Below are 15,517 nucleotides of genomic sequence, written 5' to 3'. Positions count from 1 at the left end.
TCGGGGGGCGGTTCACGATAAGCGCCCGACATGTTCGGCGGGGCTTTTGGCTCCGCTGTCGTGTTTTTATTAACGTTGTCCCGCAAAGGGGCACGCAGTTCGAGGCGGGCGCAGGCCCATGAACACCGGCAGGGCCGGGGCCACAGGACGCGGAAGAGACAAGGAAGACCGAAATGTTCGCGGTTCTGAAAACCGGCGGCAAGCAATACAAAGTACAGTCGGGCGATGTGCTTCGGGTGGAAAAGCTGGCTGCCGATGCTGGAGACAAGATCCAGTTCAACGAGATTCTGATGGTTGGTGGCGACAGCCCCGTTGTCGGTGCACCTCTGGTGGCCGATGCTGCCGTGCAGGCCGACGTGATCGACCAGATCAAGGGTGACAAGGTCATCAACTTCGTCAAGCGCCGCCGGAAGCACAGCTCCAAGCGCACCAAGGGCCACCGTCAGCAACTGACGCTGCTGCGGATTACCGACATTCTTGCCTCTGGCGCGGATGCATCCGGTGTGAAGGCCGCCGTAGGTGCCGGTTCAGTCGCAGGCGTGGCCGTTGCCACACCGAAAAAGGCCGCCGCTAAGAAATCCGCGCCGAAAGCCGCAGCCGCTGGCGGTGACGACCTGAAAAAACTGTCGGGCGTCGGCCCCGCGCTGGAAAAAAGACTGCATGAAAACGGCGTGACAACATTCGCCCAGATCGCAGCCTGGACCGAGCCAGACGTCACCGAGATGGACGAGAAACTGTCGTTCAAGGGCCGGATCGAGCGTGAAGGCTGGATCGCTCAGGCCAAAGATCTGGCATCGAAGTAAGGAGAGCTGAAAGATGGCACATAAAAAAGCAGGCGGTTCCTCCCGCAACGGTCGCGACTCTGCCGGCCGCCGTCTGGGCGTAAAGCTCTACGGTGGGCAGCATGCAATCCCCGGAAACATCATCTGCCGCCAGCGCGGCACGAAGTGGTGGCCGGGTGAGGGCGTCGGCCTTGGCCGCGACCACACGATCTTTGCCACCGAAGAAGGCAAGGTGACGTTCCACAAGGGCCTCAAGGGCCGCACCTTTATTTCGGTTCTGCCAGTGGCGGAGGCCGCTGAATAAGCCGACCCATTGGTGAGACACAATTTGGGGGATCGGCTTCGGGGCCGGTCCCTTTTTCTTATTTCATAACTTTGGCGGACGTGGCAGATCAGACGATCTGCGGAGGCACGTCTTGCAAGCCAAAGCACCAATCGCCATCTATCAGGATAGGTTACGCAGGTTTTCTCATCCGGCTGAAATGTCTGGAACGTGGCGCGACAAGCCCATCGACGGCGGCCGTAGTGCGCCGGGCAACCATAATCCTGTGTCCGTTATATGCGGCAACAGCCATACGCTCTTTTAGGGAGGAACCCGATGAGCCTTGACCAGAAGATCAACCCGCAAGCGGTTGTTCAAGCCGACCGCTTTGACCTGCGCCCGTTGCGCAAAAGCGATATTGGCCTGATCGAACTGCATGCAGGGGACGAACGCGTCGCGCAGATGACCGCCTCTATCCCGCATCCGTTGCCGCCGGGCACTGTTGAGGCTTTCATCGAACGGGCACAAGCACCGGTGCGTGATGAGGACGTCTGGGTGATCGACGGGACGAAAATCCAGGGGCCGGAAGTGATGGGGATCATCTCGCTTGAGAAGATGGACCGCAACCAATCCGAAGTCGGCTATTGGATTGCGCCTGCCTACTGGAACACCGGCCATGCGTCCGAGGCGGTAGAGACCTTGGTCGCAGCGAATCCGCTGGAGAATGAGACGATGTTCGCAAGCGTGTTTCAGGACAATCCCGCTTCGGCGCGGGTGCTGACCAATTGCGGCTTTGAATATATCGGTGACGCAGAAGTTTTCTGTGTCGCGCGCAACGCCACGGTTCCGACCTGGACCTACATCAAGAAACTGCGCGGCTAGGCCGCTTTTGCGGCGCTGGGTCAAGCGCCGCACACCACCTCGGGGCTTGAGCCTTGACGCCAGACACAGTAACGCCTGACAGGCAAAACCTCCGGGGGCTCCGATGAAATTCCTAGATCTGTGCAAAGTCTACATCCGCTCGGGCTCGGGCGGGGGCGGCGCAGTCAGCTTCCGCCGTGAGAAATATATCGAATTCGGCGGTCCCGATGGTGGCGACGGCGGCAATGGCGGCAACGTCTGGGCCGAAGCGGTCGATGGGCTGAACACGCTGATTGACTTTCGCTACCAGCAGCATTGGTTCGCCGATAACGGTCAGCACGGCATGGGCCAGCAGCGCACCGGCAAAACGGGCGAAGACATCGTGCTGCGGGTGCCTGTGGGGACCGAAATCCTCGATGAGGACGAAGAAACGGTAATCGCCGACATGACCGAGCTTGGCCAGCGCGTTCTGCTTGCCAAGGGCGGCAATGGCGGCTGGGGCAACCTGAATTTCAAGACCTCCACCAACCAGGCACCGCGCCGTGCCAATCCGGGGCAGGAGGGTGTGGAACGCACGCTCTGGCTGCGGCTGAAACTGATCGCGGATGCGGGCCTGCTGGGCCTTCCCAATGCAGGAAAATCCACCTTTCTGGCCGCCACCTCGAATGCGCGGCCGAAGATTGCAGACTATCCCTTTACCACGCTGCATCCCAATCTTGGCGTTGTCGGCATTGATGGCGCGGAATTCGTGATGGCCGATATTCCCGGCCTGATCGAAGGCGCGCATGAGGGCAGGGGGCTGGGTGACCTGTTCCTTGGCCATGTCGAACGATGCTCTGTGCTTTTGCATCTGGTCGATGGCACATCGGGCGACCCCATGGTGGATTACCGGACAATTATCGACGAACTTGAAGCCTACGGTGCTGCACTTGCGGACAAACCGCGCGTGACCGCGCTCAACAAGATCGACGCGCTGGACGACGAAGAACGTGCCTTCCTGAAAGAAGAGCTGGAAGCCGTGGTGGGCGGACCCGTTATGCTGATGTCCGGCGTGTCCGGTGAAGGCTTGCCAGAGGTTCTGCGCGCCGTGCGGGCACAGATTTCCGAGGACCGCATCCGCCAGAAAGGCCCCCAGCAGGAGACGGAAGCGTGGCGTCCCTAAGTCAGGCGAAGCGGCTTGTCGTCAAGATCGGATCGGCCCTTTTGGTCGACCGGTCCACAGGTGCATTACGATCCGAATGGCTGCACGCGCTGGCCGCGGATGTGGCCCGGATCAAGGCGCGCGGGACGGATGTGATCCTTGTGTCTTCGGGGTCCATCGCTTTGGGGCGCGGTGTGCTGCGCCTGCCCGAGACGGTTCTCGCGTTAGAGCAAAGCCAGGCCGCCGCCGCAGTTGGCCAGATCCGCCTGGCCCGCGCTTACGAAGAGGCGCTGACCCCGCATGACATCACCACCGCGCAGGTGCTGGTCACGCTGGAGGACAGCGCCAACCGCCGTCGCTACCTCAATTCCCGCGCCACACTGGAGACGCTGGTCGGCTTCGGCGTGGTGCCGATCGTCAACGAGAACGACACCGTGGCCACGGATGAGATCCGCTATGGTGACAATGACCGGCTGGCCGCTCAGGTCGCGGTCACGGTGGGGGCGGACCAGTTGATCCTGTTGTCGGATGTCGATGGGTTCTACTCGGCCAACCCGGCAACGGACGCGACCGCGTGCCGATACGATGTCATCGACACGATCACGCCAGAGATCGAGGCCATGGCAGGCGATGCCGGTTCGGGCCTTTCCAAGGGCGGCATGAAGACAAAGCTGATGGCGGCCAAAACCGCGACGGCGTCTGGCTGTGCCATGGCCATCGCCGATGGCTTTGTGCTGCATCCGCTGCGCGCGCTGGAGGACGGCGCGCCCGCGACCTGGTTTACCCCATTGCTGGATCCGCACGCCGCGCGCAAACGCTGGATTGCGGCGATGAAACCGCGCGGAACGCTGGTTCTGGATGAGGGGGCCGCGCGCGCCCTCGGACAGGGCAACAGTCTGCTGCCTGCGGGTGTCACCGAAGTTTCCGGCACATTCGGGCGTGGTGATCCGGTGCAGATCAGTGATCTGTCCGGCCGTACTCTGGGGCAGGGACTGTCGCGCTATACCGCCGCAGAGGCGCGCGTGATTTCCGGCCATCGCAGTGACGAGATCGAGGCATTGCTGGGCTATCCCGGCCGGGCCGCACTGATCCACCGCGATGATATGGCGCTATGAGCGCGTCGTCTGTTATACTGTCCGCGGCCGTTTCCGCCCGGCCCCATGCGAAAGGTTGACCCATGAAAGACCTCGACAACATTCCCGCCGTCATGGCCGAGATCGGTGAACGTGCCAAAGCGGCCGCCGCAAAGTTGGCCTATGCCGACCCGTCGGCCAAAGCTCGAGCGCTTGAGGCTGCCGCCGATGCCGTGTGGGCCGCGCGGGCCGTCATCGTCGCCGCGAATGCCAAGGATCTGGAATTCGGCCGGGAAAAGGGTCTGACCAATGCGATGATGGACCGGCTTTCGCTGACCGATGAGCGTATCAAGGGGATTTGCGACGGATTGCGCGCCGTGGCGGCGCAGGATGATCCCGTTGGCGCGGTGATGACAGAATGGGACCAACCCTCGGGCCTGCATATCAAGCGCATCCGGACACCGCTGGGCGTCGTTGGTGTAATCTACGAATCGCGGCCCAATGTGACAGCGGATGCAGGCGCGCTTTGTCTCAAGGCCGGAAATGCGGTGATCCTGCGCGGCGGCTCTGAAAGCTTTCATTCCTCACAGGCGATCCATGCCTGTCTGGTCGAAGGTTTGCGCATAGCGGGTCTGCCCGAAGATGCGATCCAGCTTGTGCCCACCCGCGACCGTGCCGCCGTGAGCGAAATGTTGACGATGACAGACACGATCGACGTGATCGTGCCGCGTGGTGGCAAGGGCCTTGTCGGGCTGGTCCAGCGCGAGGCACGCGTGCCGGTTTTCGCCCATCTTGAAGGCATTGTGCATATTTTCATCGACAAGGACGCCGATCCGGTCAAGACGCTGAACATTGTCCTGAACGCCAAGACGCGGCGCACCGGAATTTGTGGTGCCGCCGAATGTGTGCTGATCCATCAAGAGGCTTTGGACACGGTGGGCCAGGGCGTCATTCGCGCCTTGATCGACGCAGGCGTTCGCGTGCATGCGGATGAGACGCTTCAGACCATCGAAGGCACGCAGGCGGCCTCGACCGACGATTGGGGGCGCGAGTATCTGGATATGGATATTGCTGCGCGGGTCGTACCGGATATTGATGCAGCGATTGCCCATATCCGGCAATATGGCTCCAACCACACCGATTGCATCATCACCGAGGATGACGCCGCCGCGGAGCGGTTTTTCGAGCGGTTGGACAGCGCCATTCTGATGCGCAATGCCTCAACCCAGTTCGCCGACGGGGGAGAGTTCGGCATGGGTGCCGAGATCGGTATTGCCACCGGCAAGATGCATGCACGCGGTCCGGTGGGCGCAGAGCAATTGACAAGCTTCAAGTATATCGTGACGGGCGATGGCACTTTGCGCGACTGACTGCGCGGATCCGTCCTCAGAACCGGATATCCAGCGTCTCGCTGTTTTCGCGCCAGTTGATATCGCGCCCAAGGTCGCTTGCGCGCACCGAAAGCAACGGGAACTGCACATCGGCGGGCATGACATCCGACCCGCCGGTGGCATTACGCAGAAGTTTCCACATTTCGGGATCAACACGAAGCTGAGGACCGCTTGCAGACAGATGCCATTCGCCTTGATCGCAGTCGATGCGGACCTCTCCACCGCGACTTAACGCCCTGTCCATGCAAAGCAGGGCCAATAGCGCTAGTTGCACCTCTTCGCGGGGCGTGGCGTCGCGGGGATTCCACGTCGCGCTCAGCCGGTCGCCCTGAAACATGCCCGCGATGATGCTTTGCACTTCGCCGGCACTCAGCGATTGCCCGCCCCCGGTGGATCCGAATGCAACGCGGAAAAACCGGATCCGGGCATTGGCATGCGCGCAGCTTTCCGAAATCAGGTCCATCTCCGGGTTGGGTCCCATTTCGCCGGTCAACGACATCAGTTCCAACCCATTCTGGATTGCGCCAATCGGGCTGATCAGGTCATGACAGATCCGAGAGCCTATCAACTCTGCCAGGTTCGCGTTACCCTGCATCATTGGTCCCCCTCACGACAGGAGCCGTCATGGACGACCTGAACGCTTTTCTGGAGCCAGGAATGATTGTGCGCCATCCAGACTGCCCTGATTGGGGGCTGGGACAGGTGCAATCCAATATTGCCGGACGTATCACCGTGAATTTTCGCGAAGCCGGAAAGAAAGTCATAGAAGGTTCCCGCGTGAGTCTGGTGCCGGTGTTTGATGCCGACGACTAGGACATAGGAGTCTTTACGAATGGTAAACGCAACCTTAGATCACCCCAAGGTTGAATTGCCAGTGGCAAAACGGTTGCGATCTTGCAACGGGCAGTCTTATTAATGTGTTCGCTCAGCGCAACAATAGAACCGGACGGAATGCACTCAGAACTCCCTCGATATGTCGCGCGGCTGGCGCAAAGCCGGGCAGAGGTCACAGCGGCGCAAAGGCTTCGCTATGATGTGTTTATCCGTGAACTGGGCGGCGACGGTGTGCTTGTCGACCACGCTGCCGGGCTGGAGCGTGACCGTTTCGATGCCTATTTCGATCACCTGATTCTGCTTGATACTCACGCGCCGGCCGGCACCGATTTATCTGTCGTCGGCGTCTACAGGGTGTTGCGAAGCGATCAGGCCAAAGCTGCTGGGCAGTTCTATTCCGAGGATGAATATGATCTTGCGCCGCTGCGCGCCTCGGGGCGGCGTTTGCTGGAACTGGGGCGGTCGTGCCTTCATCCCGATCACCGCGGAGGCACGGCGATGGTGCATCTGTGGGGGGCGCTGGCGGAGTACGTTCAAGAACACGGGATTGAGATCCTGTTCGGCGTGGCCAGTTTTCACGGCACCGATCCGCAGGCCTTGGCGCAACCTCTATCGCTTTTGCGGGCGCGCCATCTTGCCCCGCCTGAGTTGCGGGTGCGGGCGCGGAGCTATCACCCGATGGATCTGCTGCCCGAGGACAGGATCGACCGTCGCCGTGCGATGGTCGAGACGCCCGCTTTGATAAAGGCCTATCTGCGGATGGGTGGGTTTGTCGGGGACGGTGTCTTTGTCGATACCCAGTTCAATACGACCGATGTCTGCCTGGTGATGGACACTGCACGGATGAATCAGCGGCAGAGATCGCTTTATCAACGCAGCGACGCATGAGCGGCACCTGGGATGCAGATGAGCCGGAAGAGCCGGTTCGCATTGGCCCGGCAGGCTGGCTTCGTGTTGTCTTGCGGGGGTTGGCGGTCGGGACGGTGGTGTTCGGCGGGTTGGGTGTGCTGCTGTTGTTGCGCCTGATCGAAAGGCCGCTGAACGGGGTACAGCGCCCGTGGACGCCCTATGTCACTCAGAGCGTTTGCCGGGTGGCACTGGTGTTGATGGGGTTACGGCTGACGGTGCGCGGCCAGCAGATGCAGCATCATGGTGCAATCGTCGCCAACCATTCGTCCTGGCTGGATATTTTCTTGCTCAACTCGCGAAAGAATATCTATTTCGTCTCGAAATCTGAAGTCGCGGGCTGGCCCGGCATCGGCTGGTTGGCGCGGGCGACGGGAACGGTGTTTATCCGGCGTGATCCGCGAGAAGCGCGGGCGCAAACCCGGTTGTTCGAGGACAGACTTCTGGCCGGGCACAAGCTGCTGTTCTTCCCCGAAGGAACCTCGACCGATGGGCTGCGCGTTCTTCCATTCAAGTCAACGCTTTACGCGGCGTTCTTTTCCGAACACCTGAAGCACAGGATCTGGGTTCAGCCGGTCACGCTGGTGTATCATGCGCCGAAGGGTGAAAGCCTGCGCTTCTATGGATGGTGGGGCGATATGGATTTCGGCTCGCATCTGCTCAAGACACTGGCAGCGCGGCGTCAGGGGTGGATAGAACTGATCTACCATGCGCCTTTGCGTGTCGACGATTTTCCGAACCGCAAGAGTTTGGCCCGCGCTACAGAAGATTCGGTGCGCGAAAGCCATAAGAAGTCATTGGAAAATCAGAAGCTAAGAGAGCGATCCTAGCGAGGTTTCGCGCGTCGGTGCCTTACCCCATCGCCGCGATCAGGTCGGACAGTGCCTTCACCGGATCATCTGCTGTCCAGACCTCTTCGCCAAATCCAAAAAAGTCCGTATAGCCCGCAAGTTCCGCCACGGTCTTCACGTCAAGCGCGCCCTCGGCAACCACCGGCACTTCGACGACCTCGGACCACCACTCGAACAGTTCTGTTGCTGCGCGCGTTCCGTCGCCCAGGGGGCTGTCTCCGACCGGGCCGAAGCTGATGTAATCGGCCCCAACTTCACCGGCAATCAGCCCGTCATGGCGGGACTGTCCGCAAAACGCGCCAACAATCGAATCCGCACCCAGATCCTTGCGGGTTTTGCGCACAGAGCGTGACCCGTCGGTCAAATGGACCCCGTCCAACCCGATCCGCTGTGCGAGCAGGACGTGCTCCTCGATCACCAGCGCAATGTCGCGGGTATGGGCGACTTCGCGCACGGCGTCGGCCGCGCGGCAAATCCGGTCTTCGTCCCGTGTGGCAAGGGCCAGGCGGATGCAGGCGATCTCGGCGCTGTCCAGCACACGGCCCAAAAGCTCGGGAAAGGTACTCAGCTCGAATTCCGGCGGAGTGATGAGATAGATTTGCGGCGTTTCCGTCTCGGCCATCATTTTGGCTCCCAAAGCTGTCGAGCGCCTTCTATAGCGCGGGTTTTTGCCCTTGACCATGGGGGTTTGCACAGCGCGGCGGGCCTATTTGTCGAACAAGGAGCTGACAAAGGCCACGGCCATATGTGTCAGCCTCTCGTGGATGGTTTCATTATCGCAGGCATCCGGCGGCAGAGGCGGAGTCCGAAATGGTTTGCAGCCATTCAAGCAGTGCAAAACCAGTCATGGTATGGTGATCCGCGCCCGCGTCTCTTGCAGTCCGGGGGCGGCTTGCGTATCGGGAACCGCGAAACCATACCGGAGACCCCATGCCATCCGCGACGCCCCAACCTGCCTTTGTGCTCGTCCGCCCGCAAATGGGTCAGAATATCGGTGCCGCGGCGCGCGCGATGTGGAATTTCGGGCTGGACCGAATGCGGCTGGTCGCGCCGCGTGATGGATGGCCCAATCCCGACGCGACTGCCATGTCGGCCGGTGCCGGACGGTTGCTGGACGAGGCACAGGTGGCGGGGACTGTGGCAGAGGCCGTGGCCGATTGCACCTACGTTCTGGCAACGACGGCGCGACCGCGCGGGCTGACGAAACCTGTGCTCAGCCCCGAACGTGCCATGGCAGAGGCCCGCGACCGGATTGCACGCGGCGAGAAGGTCGCCGTGCTGTTCGGGCCGGAACGCGCGGGGCTAGAAAACGCCGATATCGCCCAGGCCAATGCCATTATCTCGGTGCCCGTGAACCCGGACTTCGCGTCTCTGAACCTTGCGCAATGTGTTCTGCTGACCGCCTATGAATGGCGCCGCCAAACGGTTGATGTCGTGGCCGAGGACATGGCCATGGGCGGGTCCGAATGGGCCAATGGCAAGGAACTGGACGCGCTGGCAAAACACTACGAGGAACGCCTGGACACGGCCGGGTTCTTCTTTCCCGAAGCCAAGGCCGAAAGCATGAAGATCAACCTGCGCAACCTCTGGAGCAGGATGCCGATGACGCGCGCCGATGTGCAGATGCTGCACGGGATCCTGCGGCAGATGGTCCGATGGAAGGAACGTGGCGACTGACTTGAAGCCACGGGGGGGTAGCCCTAATGTCTGCGCACACCCGCGCCGGGCTTGACCCGGCGCCTTGCGGCCCGCGAAGGAGAATAGCCTGATGAGCCAGAAACGCAGCATCTTCGAAGAGGTCGAGACGCGCGACAAGGCGGTCCCGCAGACCGGCGTGATCGACCGCGCCAAACGCGGCGCGCGCGGGCCGGTCAGGCTGTGGCTGGTGCTGATCTTCGCGCTGGTCGTGGCGATGATCCTCGTGGGCGGGCTGACCCGTCTGACGGATAGCGGCCTGTCGATCACCGAATGGAAGCCCGTGACCGGCGCACTGCCGCCAATAACGCAGGCAGATTGGCAAGCAGAGTTCGAGCTTTATCAGAAAATCCCGCAATATGAATTGCAAAACATGGACATGACCCTGTCCGAATTCAAGGCGATCTACTGGTGGGAATGGGGGCATAGACAGCTTGGTCGGGTGATCGGGCTGGTTTGGGCACTTGGGTTCATCGGCTTTCTGCTGGCGCGGAAGATCCCGCCGGGCTGGTCACCGCGCCTGTTGCTTCTGGGCGCGTTGGGCGGGCTTCAGGGCTTTGTCGGCTGGTGGATGGTGACCAGCGGGTTGGAAGGCTCGATGTTGAGCGTGGCCAGCTACCGCTTGGCGATTCACCTTGGGCTGGCCTTCGTGATCCTTGGCTTTCTGACCTGGTACATCCTGATGCTGTCACGCGAGGAGCGCGACCTCATGCAGGCCCGAAGGTCCCGCGAACGCAAACTGTTCGGCATGGGCACCGGCCTGATGCATCTGGCCTTTCTGCAAATCCTGCTGGGCGCACTTGTCGCGGGCATCGATGCGGGCCGCAACTATATCGACTGGCCGCTGATGGCCGGGGGCTTTTTCCCGCCGGACCCGTTCCAGATAGAACCGCTCTGGCGGAATTTCTTCGAGGATGCCGGGCTGGTGCAGTTCATGCACCGGATGGCGGGCTATCTGCTGGTCGTCTACGCCATCGTCGTCAGGCTCAGGGCGCGCCGTTCGCCCAATGGCACCACGCGTTTTGCCTTCAACGCGATGATCGCCATGATCCTGCTGCAAATGGTGCTGGGCATCGTCACGGTGATGTATTCCGCGCCGCTGCATTTCGCCATTCTACATCAGTTGGGCGCGATCCTTGCCTGGGTGCTGATCCTGCGGGCGCGCTTTGCCGCGCAATATCCCCATGCTCAATCCGTGAGAGGCTAGCCCATGTCGGCATATCAGGACCTGCTGGCATTCCAGCGCGAAACCGAAGCGTTGCAGCAGGTGTCCGGCCGTCTGGGCTGGGATCAGGAAACCGTCATGCCGCGCGGCGCTGCGGCCCAGCGGGGCGAGGAAATGGCCGCGATGGAGGGCGTCTTGCACGCCCGCCGCACCGATCCGCGCGTTGGCGACTGGCTGGCCGGGATCGACGATGCCGCGCTGGACACTGTGGCCGCCGCCCAGATGCGCCATATCCGCCGGGCGCATGATCGTGCCACACGGGTGCCTGCGCGCCTGTCGGCGGAACTGGCGCGTGTGGCCAGCCTTGCACAGGGTGCCTGGGCAGAGGCCCGCGCGGCGGATGATTTCCAGCGGTTTGCCCCGATTCTGGCCGAGGTGATCCGCCTGCGTCAGGAAGAGGGCGCGGCGCTGGCCGAGGGCACGGATTACACGCCCTATGACGCGATGATACAGGATTACGAACCCGGCGCCTCTGCCGCCTTTCTGGAAAACCTCTTCGGCGCGCTACGCCCCCGGTTGGTATCCTTGCGCGAGAAATTGTTGGGCGCGCCCACGCCCAAGGGGCTGAGCGGCACGTTCGACGTGGCGCAACAACTGGCCCTGTCCGAAACCATCGCCAAAGCCTTCGGCTATGACCTTGCGCGTGGTCGGATCGACAAAGCGGTGCATCCGTTCAGTTCCGGCAGCGGGCAGGACGTGCGTATCACCACGCGCACCGACGCACAGAACCCTTTTGATTGCGTATATTCGACGATCCACGAAGTGGGCCATGCCTGTTACGAGCAGAATATCCATTCCGATTTCCTGCTGACGCCGCTGGGGGCAGGGGTCAGCATGGGGGTGCATGAAAGCCAAAGCCGGATCTACGAAAACCAGATCGGCCGCAGCCGTGCCTTCTGCGAATATCTTTACAGGCAGATGCGCGACAGGTTTGGCGATATTGGCGTGGACAGTGCTGATGCCTTCTATGCCGCCGTCAACACGGTGCATCGCGACTATATCCGGACCGAGGCGGATGAGGTGCAATACAACCTGCACGTCCTGATCCGCTTTGACCTGGAACGTCAGCTGATCTCGGGCGATCTGCCCGTGGCGGATCTGGAGCAGGCGTGGAACGAAAGGTTCGAGGCGGATTTCGGCTATCCGGTCAACAAGCCTTCCAACGGTTGCTTGCAGGATGTGCATTGGTCGGTGGGTCTGTTTGGCTATTTCCCGACCTATACGCTGGGCAATGTCTATGCCGGATCACTGCACGAGGCGTTGCTCCGGGACGTGCCGCAGCTTGATGAACAACTGATGCGCGGCGATACCAGCGGCGCGACGGGCTGGTTGCGGGAGAACGTGCAGCAGCATGGCGGGCTATATGAGCCGCGCGAGCTGATCACGCTGGCCTGCGGTAAGGCACCCAGCGAGGCGCCCTTGCTGGATTATCTGGAGGCCAAGTTCGGCGCGATCTACGGGGTCTGACGCGCGGCTTCTAAGTATTAGAGATACCGCAGGCTATGCGGCCCAACGGAGCAATGGTTTTGGGGACCCCGCGCAGCATGATCGCAACGGCCTTCACGCGACGTCGAAGATCAGGTCGGTCCTTGGATAGCCGCGAAGTCTATCCTGTACCGGGGCGTTGATTTGATCTTGTCCAGTGCCTTCTCCAAAACCTTCTTAAAAGAAAACGGGCGACAAGATTGCCGCCCGTTTTCAGGTATTACCGTTGATCGGGAAATCAGCCTTCTTCGGCGGGGTCATCCTCGCCCTGATCCGCGATCCAGGCGACGCTGACGACTTCCTCGCCTTTGGCCGTGTCGAACACCTTGACGCCCCCGGCGCTACGCGAGCGGAAAGAGATGCCCTCGACCGGGACGCGGATCGACTGGCCGCGGCTGGTGGCAAGCATGATCTGATCGTCAATCTCGACCGGGAAGGCGGCAACCACGGCCCCGCCACGCATGGCCCTGTCGATGGCATTCACGCCCTGACCACCGCGCCCGCGGACCGGATAATCGTGGCTGGAGGAAAGTTTGCCCGACCCCTTGGCCGTGATCGTCAGGATCAGGTTTTCCGCCGCCGACATTTCGGCATAGCGTTCCTGGGTGAACACCTCGACACCCGCGACGGCTTCTTCGTCGTCATCGGTATCAACCTCATCCGTCAGCCCGGCCATCGCCCGGCGCATCTTGAGATAGGTCGCGCGCTCCTGCGGGCTTGCCTCGAAGTGACGAATCACGGCCATGGACACAACGCGGTCGTCGCCGTTCAGACGGATGCCGCGCACGCCGGTCGATTTGCGGCCCTTGAAGACGCGCACATCAGTGGTGCGGAAACGGATCGCGCGGCCTGAATCTGTCACCAGCATCACGTCATCATCCATGGATGCGATACGGGCATTCACCAGTTCCACGCCTTCGGGCAGATCCATCGCGATCTTGCCGTTGCGCATCACGTTGGTGAAATCCGACAGAGCATTGCGGCGCACGTCGCCCGCGCTGGTAGCAAAGACGATTTGCAGTGCGTCCCATTCCTCTTCGGGGCGGTCCACCGGCATGATCGCGGCAATCGAAACGCCTACCGGGATCGGCAGGATATTGACGATCGCCTTGCCCTTGGACGTGCGGCCACCCTGCGGCAGACGCCAGGTTTTCAGCTTGTAGACCATCCCATCCGTGGTGAAGAACAGCAGCTGCGTATGGGTATTGGCGACGAAAAGCGTGGTGACAACGTCATCGTCCTTGGTGGACATGCCCGACAGTCCCTTGCCGCCACGCCGTTGCGCGCGGAAATCCGAAAGCGCCGTGCGTTTGATGTATCCGGACTGGGTGACGGTCACGACCATATCGTCACGCTCGATAAGGTCTTCGTCCTCCATATCGCCGGACCAGTCGACGATCTCGGTGCGGCGGGGCACGGCGAATTGCTCGCGCACCTCCAGAAGCTCGTTCGAGATGATCTCCATGATCCGTTCGCGGCTGCCCAGAATCTCAAGATATTCCTTGATCTTGCCGGCCAGTTCTTCCAGCTCGTCCGTGACTTCCTTGACACCCAACTGGGTCAGGCGTTGCAGGCGCAGTTCCAGAATGGCACGGGCCTGAACTTCGGACAGGTTATATGTGCCGTCTTCATTGGCCTTGTGGGTCGGGTCGTCGATCAGCGCGATATATTGCAGGATCTCGCCGGCTGGCCAGCGTCGTTCCATCAGCTTGGTACGTGCTTCGGCGGCATCGGCAGAGGCGCGGATCGTGGCGACGACCTCGTCCACATTGCTGACGGCGACAGCCAGACCACACAGTATATGGCTGCGTTCGCGCGCCTTGCGCAGCAGATAGGCGGTGCGCCGCGCCACGACATCCTCGCGGAAATCGACGAAGGCTGTCAAAAAGCCGCGCAGCGTCAATTGTTCCGGACGTCCGCCATTCAACGCCAGCATGTTGCAGCCAAAGTAGGTCTGCATCGGGGTAAAGCGGAAAAGCTGGTTCAGCACGACCTCGGCCGTGGCATCACGTTTCAGCTCGATCACCACGCGCACGCCGTCACGGTCGGATTCGTCCTGAACGTGGGAAATGCCTTCGATGCGCTTTTCGCGCGCAGCCTCGGCGATCTTTTCGATCATCGTGGCCTTGTTCACCTGATAGGGGATTTCTTCGATGATTATCGCCCAACGGTCGCGGCGCAACTCTTCGACGCGCGTTCTGGCGCGGATGATGACGCTGCCACGCCCCTCAAGGTAGGCTTTGCGCGCGCCGGTTCGGCCCAGCATGATACCGCCCGTTGGAAAATCGGGTCCGGGCACATATTCGATCAGCTGTTCGGAACTCAGATCCGGGTCTTCGATCAGTGCCAGCGTGGCATCCACGACCTCGCCCAGATTGTGCGGCGGAATGTTGGTCGCCATGCCGACGGCGATCCCGCCGGCCCCGTTGACCAGCATGTTCGGATACCGTGCAGGCAGGACCGTCGGTTCGCGATCCTTGCCATCATAGTTGTCCTGAAAATCGACCGTGTCCTTGTCGATATCGTTCAGCAGGTAGGCCGCAGGCTTGTCCATGCGGACTTCGGTATAGCGCATGGCGGCGGCGTTATCGCCATCCATCGAGCCAAAGTTGCCCTGACCGTCCAGAAGCGGCAGCGACATGGAGAAATCCTGCGCCATCCGCACCAGCGCGTCATAGATCGCGGAATCGCCATGCGGGTGATACTTACCCATGACATCGCCAACGGGACGGGCCGACTTGCGGTACGGCTTGTCGTGGCTGTTGTTGGTTTCATGCATCGCATAAAGAATACGCCGATGCACGGGTTTCAGCCCGTCACGCAAATCGGGAATCGCCCGGCTGACGATCACGCTCATCGCGTAATCGAGATAGCTGGTCTTCATCTCGTCGGTGATCGACACCGTCGGCCCGCTATAGGCCGGGCGTTCCGGTGCATTTTCTCCCATGTTTTCAGGGGGTTCCGGTGTATCGCTCACGTCAGGTTCCCATCTTCCTGTTTTTCTATATCTT

At 61.3% G+C, this 15,517-nt stretch carries 15 protein-coding genes; 12 read left to right on the top strand and 3 right to left on the bottom strand.

Annotation, left to right across the window (positions count from 1 at the left end; translation table 11 throughout):
• The first annotated feature begins 173 nt into the window (after positions 1–173).
• The 6 genes from ACN0WV_RS07875 (at position 174) to ACN0WV_RS07850 (ending at position 5,489) form a co-directional block, all read left to right on the top strand.
• Positions 174–803 carry a 50S ribosomal protein L21 gene (locus ACN0WV_RS07875; protein ID WP_417604864.1) on the top strand — a complete coding sequence of 210 codons (630 nt, stop codon included), beginning with the start codon at positions 174–176 and terminating at the stop codon, positions 801–803.
• Positions 804–816: 13 nt separating this feature from the next.
• Positions 817–1,086 carry a 50S ribosomal protein L27 gene (gene rpmA / locus ACN0WV_RS07870; protein ID WP_084350090.1) on the top strand — a complete coding sequence of 90 codons (270 nt, stop codon included), beginning with the start codon at positions 817–819 and terminating at the stop codon, positions 1,084–1,086.
• 294 nt (positions 1,087–1,380) lie between these two features.
• Entirely contained in the window at positions 1,381–1,926 is a 546-nt protein-coding gene (locus ACN0WV_RS07865) for a GNAT family N-acetyltransferase (protein ID WP_417604861.1), read from the top strand.
• Between the two features lie 103 nt (positions 1,927–2,029).
• Positions 2,030–3,067 carry a GTPase ObgE gene (gene obgE / locus ACN0WV_RS07860; protein WP_417604859.1) on the top strand — a complete coding sequence of 346 codons (1,038 nt, stop codon included), beginning with the start codon at positions 2,030–2,032 and terminating at the stop codon, positions 3,065–3,067.
• Entirely contained in the window at positions 3,055–4,161 is a 1,107-nt protein-coding gene (proB, locus tag ACN0WV_RS07855) for a glutamate 5-kinase (protein WP_417604857.1), read from the top strand. The genes obgE and proB overlap by 13 nt, the downstream gene beginning before the upstream one ends.
• A 62-nt stretch (positions 4,162–4,223) precedes the next feature.
• Positions 4,224–5,489, top strand: coding sequence for a glutamate-5-semialdehyde dehydrogenase (locus ACN0WV_RS07850; RefSeq protein ID WP_417604855.1), 1,266 nt, complete (start codon positions 4,224–4,226; stop codon positions 5,487–5,489).
• A gap of 16 nt (positions 5,490–5,505) precedes the next feature.
• On the opposite strand, the gene ACN0WV_RS07845 is transcribed toward ACN0WV_RS07850, so the two are convergent.
• Entirely contained in the window at positions 5,506–6,105 is a 600-nt protein-coding gene (locus ACN0WV_RS07845) for a histidine phosphotransferase family protein (protein ID WP_417604853.1), read from the bottom strand.
• Positions 6,106–6,134: 29 nt separating this feature from the next.
• Between ACN0WV_RS07845 and ACN0WV_RS07840 the strand changes: the two genes are divergently transcribed.
• From ACN0WV_RS07840 to olsA, 3 genes are all read left to right on the top strand, one after another.
• A complete protein-coding gene (locus tag ACN0WV_RS07840; protein ID WP_084350084.1) occupies positions 6,135–6,323 on the top strand; it encodes a DUF3553 domain-containing protein in 189 nt (62 codons plus the stop codon).
• A 138-nt stretch (positions 6,324–6,461) separates the two neighbouring features.
• The gene (gene olsB, locus ACN0WV_RS07835; RefSeq protein WP_084350083.1) at positions 6,462–7,232 is read left to right on the top strand and encodes an L-ornithine N(alpha)-acyltransferase; all 771 of its coding nucleotides are present in this window, start codon (positions 6,462–6,464) and stop codon (positions 7,230–7,232) included.
• Positions 7,229–8,080 carry a lyso-ornithine lipid O-acyltransferase gene (gene olsA / locus ACN0WV_RS07830; protein ID WP_417604851.1) on the top strand — a complete coding sequence of 284 codons (852 nt, stop codon included), beginning with the start codon at positions 7,229–7,231 and terminating at the stop codon, positions 8,078–8,080. Before olsB ends, olsA begins: the two co-directional genes overlap by 4 nt.
• Positions 8,081–8,102: 22 nt before the next feature.
• On the opposite strand, the gene ACN0WV_RS07825 is transcribed toward olsA, so the two are convergent.
• A complete protein-coding gene (locus tag ACN0WV_RS07825) occupies positions 8,103–8,723 on the bottom strand; it encodes a thiamine phosphate synthase (protein WP_417604849.1) in 621 nt (206 codons plus the stop codon).
• 308 nt (positions 8,724–9,031) lie between these two features.
• Here ACN0WV_RS07825 and ACN0WV_RS07820 point away from each other — a divergent pair, with 308 nt between their 5' ends.
• The 3 genes from ACN0WV_RS07820 to ACN0WV_RS07810 all read left to right on the top strand — a co-directional run bounded on the left by ACN0WV_RS07820 (position 9,032) and on the right by ACN0WV_RS07810 (position 12,488).
• Positions 9,032–9,778, top strand: a complete 747-nt coding sequence (locus tag ACN0WV_RS07820) for an RNA methyltransferase (RefSeq protein WP_417604848.1) — start codon at positions 9,032–9,034, stop codon at positions 9,776–9,778.
• Between the two features lie 91 nt (positions 9,779–9,869).
• Positions 9,870–11,003, top strand: a complete 1,134-nt coding sequence (gene ctaA / locus ACN0WV_RS07815) for a heme A synthase (protein WP_417604847.1) — start codon at positions 9,870–9,872, stop codon at positions 11,001–11,003.
• A gap of 3 nt (positions 11,004–11,006) precedes the next feature.
• The gene (locus tag ACN0WV_RS07810; RefSeq protein WP_417604845.1) at positions 11,007–12,488 is read left to right on the top strand and encodes a carboxypeptidase M32; all 1,482 of its coding nucleotides are present in this window, start codon (positions 11,007–11,009) and stop codon (positions 12,486–12,488) included.
• Positions 12,489–12,744: 256 nt separating this feature from the next.
• Here the strand turns inward: ACN0WV_RS07810 and gyrA are convergent, their stop codons facing one another.
• The gene (gene gyrA, locus ACN0WV_RS07805; protein ID WP_417604843.1) at positions 12,745–15,453 is read right to left on the bottom strand and encodes a DNA gyrase subunit A; all 2,709 of its coding nucleotides are present in this window, start codon (positions 15,451–15,453) and stop codon (positions 12,745–12,747) included.
• Positions 15,454–15,517 lie beyond the last annotated feature (64 nt).

The organism is Primorskyibacter flagellatus (assembly GCF_048268605.1).
In the GTDB taxonomy this organism is placed as follows: Bacteria; Pseudomonadota; Alphaproteobacteria; order Rhodobacterales; family Rhodobacteraceae; genus Primorskyibacter; species Primorskyibacter flagellatus.
Note: the sequence above shows the minus strand (reverse complement) of the source record. Positions and strands in the feature narration are given on the sequence as shown.

Excerpts from the sequence above, each read along its gene's own strand:
- ACN0WV_RS07875 (WP_417604864.1), top strand. The coding sequence starts at position 174 with ATGTTCGCGGTTCTGAAAACCGGCGGCAAGCAATACAAAGTACAGTCG.
- rpmA (WP_084350090.1), top strand. The coding sequence starts at position 817 with ATGGCACATAAAAAAGCAGGCGGTTCCTCCCGCAACGGTCGCGACTCT.
- ACN0WV_RS07865 (WP_417604861.1), top strand. The coding sequence starts at position 1,381 with ATGAGCCTTGACCAGAAGATCAACCCGCAAGCGGTTGTTCAAGCCGAC.
- obgE (WP_417604859.1), top strand. The coding sequence starts at position 2,030 with ATGAAATTCCTAGATCTGTGCAAAGTCTACATCCGCTCGGGCTCGGGC.
- ACN0WV_RS07850 (WP_417604855.1), top strand. The coding sequence starts at position 4,224 with ATGAAAGACCTCGACAACATTCCCGCCGTCATGGCCGAGATCGGTGAA.
- ACN0WV_RS07845 (WP_417604853.1), bottom strand. The coding sequence starts at position 6,105 with ATGCAGGGTAACGCGAACCTGGCAGAGTTGATAGGCTCTCGGATCTGT.
- ACN0WV_RS07840 (WP_084350084.1), top strand. The coding sequence starts at position 6,135 with ATGGACGACCTGAACGCTTTTCTGGAGCCAGGAATGATTGTGCGCCAT.
- olsB (WP_084350083.1), top strand. The coding sequence starts at position 6,462 with ATGCACTCAGAACTCCCTCGATATGTCGCGCGGCTGGCGCAAAGCCGG.
- olsA (WP_417604851.1), top strand. The coding sequence starts at position 7,229 with ATGAGCGGCACCTGGGATGCAGATGAGCCGGAAGAGCCGGTTCGCATT.
- ACN0WV_RS07825 (WP_417604849.1), bottom strand. The coding sequence starts at position 8,723 with ATGGCCGAGACGGAAACGCCGCAAATCTATCTCATCACTCCGCCGGAA.
- ACN0WV_RS07820 (WP_417604848.1), top strand. The coding sequence starts at position 9,032 with ATGCCATCCGCGACGCCCCAACCTGCCTTTGTGCTCGTCCGCCCGCAA.
- ctaA (WP_417604847.1), top strand. The coding sequence starts at position 9,870 with ATGAGCCAGAAACGCAGCATCTTCGAAGAGGTCGAGACGCGCGACAAG.
- ACN0WV_RS07810 (WP_417604845.1), top strand. The coding sequence starts at position 11,007 with ATGTCGGCATATCAGGACCTGCTGGCATTCCAGCGCGAAACCGAAGCG.
- gyrA (WP_417604843.1), bottom strand. The coding sequence starts at position 15,453 with ATGGGAGAAAATGCACCGGAACGCCCGGCCTATAGCGGGCCGACGGTG.